Genomic DNA, 4977 nt, shown 5'->3' on the forward strand with positions numbered 1-4977 from the left:
ATCAAGAACCTCGTCCAGATTAAACCAAACCGGTCATCCCCCAGAAAATTCACGCAAAAGCCACATTTATCACATGCTTACAAGAACGGGGTATGACTTTGTTCTGATACGTTGAGAGCATTGCTTATAATCGGGGCACGGGTTCATGGCGCTCTCGATTGCTTTTCGGTCGGGGGCGTTCTTCATTATTTGCCCTCCACTTGCACAGCGGGAAAGACCAAACGACCGTTGGCAAGTTTCCGCGGAACGACTCCGAAATAGCTCCCCGTGCGGCACAGCCGAGCGCGTACGGATTGCGCCTTGACTTGATTCAAAGCGGCGAATTGCTCGGCGCTCTGGTCGTACTCTTGAGTTTTGCTGCTGTCCATCTGCTAGTTCTCCGGTTAGGAAAACCTCGGAGCTTCAACATGAAGCAACGTAGGCAGATGAAATTAAATGACGCCCGGAATTGCGCGAAAAACTGCTGTAAAACTGCTGTAATTTCGGAAGCAGCGGTGAGTTGCGTTATTTACGGTCGAGCATGGCTTGAATGAGGATGGATAACTCGCTATCCCTGTTGGCACGAACAAACTGTTCCGCCTTTTCCCGCTTAATTCGCCCGCGTTCATCTGCCCAATTTAGAGCAGGTCCAACCCTCCAGAATCCATGCCGTGCATTGGCGGCTAAAGCCAAACCATTTCTTGCCGCGTCGCCCAGATCGCCATTAATTTTTGACCACATCCCTTGAAATTCATTAATGAAAGCCGCGCGTTTTCGCTGTATTTCCGCCTTCGCACCGGTTCTTGGCGTTTCTTGTGTCGTCGCCGGTGTCGAGGTAGCGGCTTGCTCAGCCTCATTAGCGGTCGTTGTCTCTAGCACGTTACCCGGTACTTGCGGCGTGGCGTCTGTAGCCTGCACGATCTCGGTCACCGCCTGTCGAAACGCATCTGGCACTCTGAAGGCGTGAATTTCCACGGGCAGGGTGTCAATGAACTGTATGAGCCTCGCTGGCTGGCAAGGAAAGCTCAGAGGAGCGGTCTCGTTTTCACGTTCCATGTCCGCTTGGTTGGACGGGGGCCAGCCAGCAATTAGGCTCCTTTCCCACTTAATGAAGCTGACAGATTTCCGCTTAACGAGATATGCCCCGTGTTTGCCTCTACCTATACCCGTTATCTCGATCCAGTCCGCTATCGTCAACGCTTCTTTTCTTGCAAGTTCCATGCACCGCTCGACGAGCATATTGACCTCTTCTATTTCCGACTCGAAATCTCGCTCACCATCCTTTTCTCTCGTAGCTTTGTCGAAGCCGTCCTGCATGGCCCGTTGTGCAAATCTGTCTGACGGCAGGCCTTCCTGCTCTCGGCGCGCTTGCTGAAATCTCAGGGCAATGGTTTGTTGTATCTTCCGGTCGGCCTCAGTGGCGCAAGCGCGCCGCTCCCCAGGGGATAGCTCTGACCATTTCTTGATATACAGCCCAGCGTGGCGTCGCTGCTTTTCTGGCAGCTCGGATAGCGGCTTGTCGAACCACTTCGCCAGAATCTGCATTAACTCCCCGTCGTGTTTCTCTATTTCTCGTTCTGACTCGCACGTGGCGAGTTTCGATATTTCTTCATCATCAAGCATTTGACGCCCCTTCGCTGTGCTCCTTCGTGTGGGTGCCGCGCCAGCCGGGTGAAGGTGTTCCGGCTTTCTCTCCGTCGAGATCGGCGCGGCGAAACTCGGTCACGCGGCGAGTCGTGCCACCGGCGCCCGTTCCTTGGCGCGTTCGCCCGCGGTCCACAAGTCGCGTTGAGCTTGCAGGCGCAACCAGTAACCGGGCGATGTGCCCAAGGCTTCATGCAAGCGCAGGTCCATGTCGGCGGTGATCGCTGCGTGTCCGTGCAAGATGCGCGAGAGCATGACGCGGCTGATGCCCACGTGAGCAGCGAAGGCGGTCACGCTGATGTCGAGGTCGTGCAGCCAGCCGGTAAGCAGTTCGCCGGGTGGCGCGGGGTTGTGCATGTCCATGTGTCGGGCCTCAGTGATAGTCGATGTAGTCGAGTAGCTCCACGTCCGTTCCGTCGAACCGGAAAACCAGCCGCCAATTTGCCTGAACCGTCATCGCATGAAAGCCGGCGAGTTTGCCGGACAGGCCATGCAGGCGCCAAGAAGGGCGGGCCAAGTCGTCAGGCGCGGCGGCGGCGTGCAGGGCGGCCAGCATTTCCCGTAGGCGCTTGGCGTGCATCGGCTGTATGCCCGCTTGCGTGCCCGAGCGGAAGAAGGCTTCCAGCCCTTTGTGGCGGAACGAAGTAATCATAGTCCGTAAATCGCCGCTTTACAACTAATGCCGCACGACACGCAGGCCCGCCTCGGTTTCGCCGGGTTGTTCGATGCCCGCCTGCTCAAGAATCCAAGCCTCGATCTTCGTGTGCCACATGCGCAGCAAGTCGAGCGGGCGAACCCGGTAATGCTTCTCGGCGGTCGCACTTGGCTTGTGTCCCATGATTTGCGCCGAGACTCCGGCGGGGCATTCTACCCACTCTGCCAGGGTGCCGAACGAGCGGCGCAGGCCGTGGATAGACAGCGCAGGCAGGCCCGCGGCGGTCAATGCCTTGTTGTGCTGGATTCTCGGCTCCTGCAGTCTGCCAGATGCGGCGGCCGGGCTGCTGAAAACCCACTGATTTCGACGCGGCAGCGCGGCCAGCAACGACGCAACAAGGGGCGTCAGCGGGATAGTGCGATTGCCCTGCACCTTGTCGCCGATGGTCAGCGCTTTCCACTGGAAGTCGATATCCTCCCACCGGATACCCGCTACCTCTTCCCGGCGTGCGCCAGAAAGTAGCGTCGTTTGCAGATAGGCGGCAATGACAGGATTCTGTATCTGGCGCACTGCGGCGAACCATGCTGGCAACTGCTCACGCTGCAAGCAATCATCCTTGGCGGATTTCTTCGGCAGCTCGTCGCGGGCCATGCGGGTAATGCAGGCGTCCTTGTGGGCTTGGTCGCGGTACTCGGCGCGGTCGCTGCACCAGTTGAGGAAGGCGCGCAGCAGCCTGAAAGCAAGGGCGGCATGTGTCGGGCGGCGTAGCGCCTCATCTTGTAGCCAGGCGCGCACGCGGTCGGCGTCGATCTGCTCCAGAGGAAGGCTCAGTAGCGGGCGCAGCGCACCGGGCGTCGTCGTATCGCTCTGGTTGACTTTGCGGCCTCGGGTGCGCAGTTTTCCCCCCTCCTTGCTCACCGTCTCATGGTCGGCTAGGTGCAAGTTTCCCCACTTCGCACGGCGAGCGTCAATGTACGCCTGCCAAGCTTCCAAGGCTGGCGCTTTTCTACGCCTCGCCTCTTCGCGCTTGGCGTCGGCTTCGGCGATGCGGGCGCGCTTCTCTTCTCGCGGGTCAATGCCTTGGTCAACCATCGTTTGCAGCCGGCGGGCCTCGTCGCGGGCGGCGTCAAGCTCCCAGGTGCGAACGTCGCCGATGGTCACTCGCACAGTTTGCCGGTTCAGCTTGGATTCAAAGACGAACGACTTCGAGCCATCTGTGACGCGAACTGCCAAGCGCGGCGCGTCGGTGTCCCAAAGGAAGGCTTGCGCCACTTCGGCGGGCAGCTTCAGGCGGCGGATGCGGTCGGGGGTGAGGCGTTCGCGGTTCATGCTGTCGGCTCCTGTCTTGGATGCTGGCGGCGATCCCATGTAGCCATGTAGCCACCATGTAGCCAAATTCTATCATTCTTGCTCAACGTCGTGCAACGTCAATTTACCATACATGCCTGACTTTACGGCGCTTTCTCATGTTTCGCGAACCTCGTTCAACGCGGTAAAACGTGCAGAAGGCTGGACTTTTAATCCATTGGTCGTGAGTTCGAGCCTCACCCGACCCACCACGGAATCAAGCAGAGAGCCCGGCTCACGAGGTCGGGCTTTTTGCTGTCTGCGCGATAGTCGGCCGATAGCAGGCAGATTCGAGCAATCCGAATCAACCGCGCCCAGGAACGTCGCGGCGCCTTCAATCGCGCATTCGCTGGTATGCCTTCGCTGACGGCGAAGAACTGCGCAGGCATGCCGGCAGCCGCAAGGTCGGGCTTTGGCTGAGCATCGGCATCGGCGTCGATCTCGCTGGTCGTGGGCGCACCGCCAGCGAGCCAAACAGTTCTCTGGTTTCTTCGAACACCATCTCGCCGCGCACCCACGGCCAATTGTCTTGCGCCGATGCGTCGAACAGTCGCCCGCAGCGTTTCAAGCTGCTCCCCTGCTTGCTGAACGTCCGGTCGCGACTGCGGCGCCACGCCAGGTGGTGCTATCAGGCTACGGGCGGTTGGTTGTGGCGGATTGCCGTCCATGGCCATCGAGCATGCCCAAGCGTCTTTTGTTCTCGGGTGCGAATTGCCGGACAATGCCGTTTTCCGCAGACTGTCATCTCCATGCTCTGGATCGCGCCCCCCGAAAAAGACGCCGCCTCCACCTCGCTCGAAAAGCGCCTGTGGGATGCCGCCGACCAGTTCCGCGCCAATTCCGGCCTCAAGGCGCAGGAGTACTCCGGCCCTATCCTCGGCCTCATCTTCCTGCCCTTTGCCGAGGTGCGCTCTGCCATCCAGCGCACCCGGCTCGCAACTGCCAGCGCATCGTTACGCGACATTTCCAGACGCAGCAGCAGGGTCGATGAGCCCGCCGCCTACCACGCCGAAGGCATCCTCTACCTTGCTCCCGAGGCGCGCTTTGACTACCTGCTTACGCTGCCCGAGTTCGACGTCATCGGCGCCAAGGTCAATGCCGCGATGCGCGAGATCGAGAAGCACAACCCGCAACTCGCGGGCGTGCTACCCAAGACCTATAACCTGTTCACCAGCACCCTGCGCAAGGAGTCGCTCAAGAAGGTGTCCAAGATTCCGGCCACGCTCGACGTGTGCTTTCGGTAACGCTGCAAAGCCCCGGCCACCGGACGCAAGCCGCCCCAGCACGGGGGCGATCCAGCTCCTGGAGGATGCTCAGGCGAGCAAGAAGAGCGGCGAGACCCTGCCGCTGTG

The 4977-nt window shown here is 59.8% G+C and carries 7 protein-coding genes; 1 reads left to right on the top strand and 6 read right to left on the bottom strand.

All coding sequences use genetic code 11. The annotated features are described in order from the left end of the window. Positions 1–185: 185 nt before the first annotated feature. The 6 genes from Q1L50_RS06155 to Q1L50_RS06180 all read right to left on the bottom strand — a co-directional run bounded on the left by Q1L50_RS06155 (position 186) and on the right by Q1L50_RS06180 (position 4299). A complete protein-coding gene (locus tag Q1L50_RS06155) occupies positions 186–368 on the bottom strand; it encodes a hypothetical protein (RefSeq protein WP_300336770.1) in 183 nt (60 codons plus the stop codon). Positions 369–504: 136 nt separating this feature from the next. After that, positions 505–1602 (bottom strand): hypothetical protein, encoded by a 1098-nt coding sequence (locus Q1L50_RS06160; RefSeq protein WP_300336772.1) that lies wholly within the window; start codon positions 1600–1602, stop codon positions 505–507. A 99-nt stretch (positions 1603–1701) separates the two neighbouring features. After that, complete coding sequence (locus tag Q1L50_RS06165; protein WP_300336773.1) at positions 1702–1986, bottom strand: HigA family addiction module antitoxin; 285 nt, start codon at positions 1984–1986, stop codon at positions 1702–1704. A gap of 10 nt (positions 1987–1996) precedes the next feature. Beyond that, positions 1997–2275, bottom strand: coding sequence for a type II toxin-antitoxin system RelE/ParE family toxin (locus Q1L50_RS06170; protein ID WP_300336775.1), 279 nt, complete (start codon positions 2273–2275; stop codon positions 1997–1999). A 24-nt stretch (positions 2276–2299) separates the two neighbouring features. Further along, a complete protein-coding gene (locus Q1L50_RS06175; protein WP_300336777.1) occupies positions 2300–3607 on the bottom strand; it encodes an integrase family protein in 1308 nt (435 codons plus the stop codon). Positions 3608–3822: 215 nt separating this feature from the next. Then, complete coding sequence (locus Q1L50_RS06180; RefSeq protein ID WP_300336779.1) at positions 3823–4299, bottom strand: hypothetical protein; 477 nt, start codon at positions 4297–4299, stop codon at positions 3823–3825. A 75-nt stretch (positions 4300–4374) separates the two neighbouring features. Here Q1L50_RS06180 and Q1L50_RS06185 point away from each other — a divergent pair, with 75 nt between their 5' ends. Further along, entirely contained in the window at positions 4375–4869 is a 495-nt protein-coding gene (locus Q1L50_RS06185; RefSeq protein WP_300336781.1) for a type I restriction-modification system subunit M N-terminal domain-containing protein, read from the top strand. Positions 4870–4977: the final 108 nt, after the last annotated feature.

Origin of the sequence: Accumulibacter sp. (assembly GCF_029255145.1) — a bacterium.
Classification (GTDB): Bacteria; Pseudomonadota; Gammaproteobacteria; order Burkholderiales; family Rhodocyclaceae; genus Accumulibacter.

Coding starts and splice junctions, on each gene's coding strand:
- Q1L50_RS06155 (WP_300336770.1), bottom strand. CDS start 368: ATGGACAGCAGCAAAACTCAAGAGTACGACCAGAGCGCCGAGCAATTC.
- Q1L50_RS06160 (WP_300336772.1), bottom strand. CDS start 1,602: ATGCTTGATGATGAAGAAATATCGAAACTCGCCACGTGCGAGTCAGAA.
- Q1L50_RS06165 (WP_300336773.1), bottom strand. CDS start 1,986: ATGGACATGCACAACCCCGCGCCACCCGGCGAACTGCTTACCGGCTGG.
- Q1L50_RS06170 (WP_300336775.1), bottom strand. CDS start 2,275: ATGATTACTTCGTTCCGCCACAAAGGGCTGGAAGCCTTCTTCCGCTCG.
- Q1L50_RS06175 (WP_300336777.1), bottom strand. CDS start 3,607: ATGAACCGCGAACGCCTCACCCCCGACCGCATCCGCCGCCTGAAGCTG.
- Q1L50_RS06180 (WP_300336779.1), bottom strand. CDS start 4,299: ATGGCCATGGACGGCAATCCGCCACAACCAACCGCCCGTAGCCTGATA.
- Q1L50_RS06185 (WP_300336781.1), top strand. CDS start 4,375: ATGCTCTGGATCGCGCCCCCCGAAAAAGACGCCGCCTCCACCTCGCTC.